Raw genomic sequence first — 2,035 nt, forward strand, 5'->3', positions numbered from 1 at the left:
TGCCGCCCGCGGCGACGATCTTCTGCTCGGCCGAGCCGGAGACCTTGTCGACGGTGACGTTCAGCGCCACCTCGAGGTCACCATCGCCCAGGACCTTGACCTTCTCGTTCTTGCGCACGGCACCCTTGGCGACGAGGTCGCTGATGGTGACATCACCACCCGACGGGTAGAGCTCGGCGAGCTTGGAGAGGTTCACGACCTGGTACTCGACGCGGAACGGGTTCTTGAACCCGCGCAGCTTCGGCGTACGCATGTGCAGAGGCATCTGGCCGCCCTCGAAGCCCTGACGGACCTGGTAGCGGGCCTTCGTGCCCTTGGTGCCACGGCCCGCGGTCTTACCCTTCGAGCCCTCACCGCGACCGACACGGGTCTTCGCGGTGTTGGCGCCGGGGACCGGACGCAGGTGGTGCACCTTCAGGACGCCGGGACGCGAGGTCGCGACATCCTTCTTCTCGGCGGCCTTCGGCGCGGCCTTGGCGGCCGGCTTCTTGGCGGGGGCCTTCTCGGCAGCCGGCTTCGCGGCGGCCTTCTCGGCGGCGGGCTTGTCCGCAGCCTTCGCGGCGGGCTTGCGAGCCGGCGCCTTGGGCGCCTTCTCCTCGGCCTTCTCGTTGGCGTTCTCAGCCATCAGTCGAGCTCCTCAACCTTCACGAGGTGAGCGACGGCACGCACGTAGCCGCGGGTCTGAGCGTCATCGGGGCGAACAACGGAGTCGCCGATGCGCTTGAGACCGAGGCTGCGCAGCGTGTCACGCTGGTTCTGCTTCTCGCTCACCTTGGACTTGATCTGGGTGACCTTCAGACGTGCGGACATCAGGCACCTACCTTCTGTGCGGCCGCAGCCTCGGCCTCGGCACGCACCAGGCGCGCGGGGGCGACCTGGTCGAAGTCGAGACCACGACGGGCGGCGACGTGACGCGGCTCCTCGAGCTGCTTCAGCGCCTCGACGGTCGCGTGCACGATGTTGATCGTGTTCGACGAGCCGAGCGACTTCGACAGCACGTCGTGGATGCCGGCGCACTCGAGCACCGCACGCACCGGACCACCGGCGATAACACCGGTACCGGCGGCGGCGGGACGCAGCAGCACCACACCGGCGGCCGCCTCACCCTGCACCGGGTGCGGGATGGTCGAGCCGACGCGGGGCACGCGGAAGAAGTTGCGCTTGGCCTCTTCGACACCCTTCGAGATGGCGAGCGGGACCTCGCGGGCCTTGCCGTAGCCCACACCCACGACGCCGTTGCCGTCACCGACGACGACGAGCGCGGTGAAGCTGAAGCGGCGTCCGCCCTTGACGACCTTCGACACGCGGTTGATCGTCACGACGCGCTCGAGGAACTGGCTCTCCGAACGGTCGCGCGAGTTGCGGTCGCGGTTGGGGTTGCGCTCGCGACCGCCGCGGCGGGGCTCACGCTCGCGCGCGGCGTCGGCCTGCTCGGGGGCGGCCTGCGCGGTGGCGTCGGTCACTTCGGTCTCCTTGTTGTCACTCACAGGTTCAGCCCCCCTTCACGGGCGCCGTCGGCGATCGCCGCGACGCGACCCGCGTAGCGGTTGCCACCGCGGTCGAACACGGCGTCGGCGACACCGGCGGCCTTGGCGCGCTCGGCGACGAGCTCGCCGACCTTGCGCGCCTTGGCGGTCTTGTCACCCTCGAACGAGCGCAGGTCGACCTCGAGCGTCGAGGCGGATGCCACGGTGTGGCCCTTGCTGTCGTCGACGAGCTGCACGAACACGTGGCGCGCAGACCGGGTGACGACCAGGCGCGGACGCGCCTCGGTGCCCACGACCTTCTTGCGCAGACGCGCGTGACGGCGCGAGCGCGAGGCGGACTTGGAAGTCGTAGCCATGGTTACTTACCAGCCTTTCCGGCCTTGCGCCGAACGACCTCGCCGGCGTAGCGCACACCCTTGCCCTTGTAGGGCTCGGGCTTGCGGATCTTGCGGATGTTGGCGGCCACCTCGCCGACGGCCTGCTTGTCGATGCCACTGACCGTGAGCTTGTTGTTGCCCTCGACGGTGAACGTGATGCCGGCCGGCGGG

General features: G+C 69.4%; 5 protein-coding genes. All 5 read right to left on the reverse strand.

What is annotated here, in order from left to right; all coding sequences use genetic code 11:
• A partial coding sequence (rplO, locus tag ASG00_RS05435) for a 50S ribosomal protein L15 (RefSeq protein ID WP_082483077.1) occupies positions 1-625 on the reverse strand: 625 nt, incomplete at its 3' end.
• Entirely contained in the window at positions 625-810 is a 186-nt protein-coding gene (rpmD, locus tag ASG00_RS05440) for a 50S ribosomal protein L30 (RefSeq protein ID WP_045246792.1), read from the reverse strand. The genes rpmD and rplO, both read right to left, overlap by 1 nt.
• Positions 810-1,463 carry a 30S ribosomal protein S5 gene (gene rpsE / locus ASG00_RS05445; protein ID WP_052672000.1) on the reverse strand — a complete coding sequence of 218 codons (654 nt, stop codon included), beginning with the start codon at positions 1,461-1,463 and terminating at the stop codon, positions 810-812. The genes rpmD and rpsE overlap by 1 nt, the downstream gene beginning before the upstream one ends.
• Before the next feature lie 20 nt (positions 1,464-1,483).
• Positions 1,484-1,843: a 50S ribosomal protein L18 gene (gene rplR / locus ASG00_RS05450; protein ID WP_045246794.1), complete on the reverse strand. Its 360-nt coding sequence runs from the start codon at positions 1,841-1,843 to the stop codon at positions 1,484-1,486.
• A 2-nt stretch (positions 1,844-1,845) separates the two neighbouring features.
• On the reverse strand, positions 1,846-2,035 hold a 190-nt coding region (locus ASG00_RS17145; protein WP_235559189.1), incomplete at its 5' end, for a 50S ribosomal protein L6.

Origin of the sequence: Microbacterium sp. Leaf351 (assembly GCF_001423825.1) — a bacterium.
Lineage (GTDB): Bacteria > Actinomycetota > Actinomycetes > Actinomycetales > Microbacteriaceae > Microbacterium > Microbacterium ginsengisoli.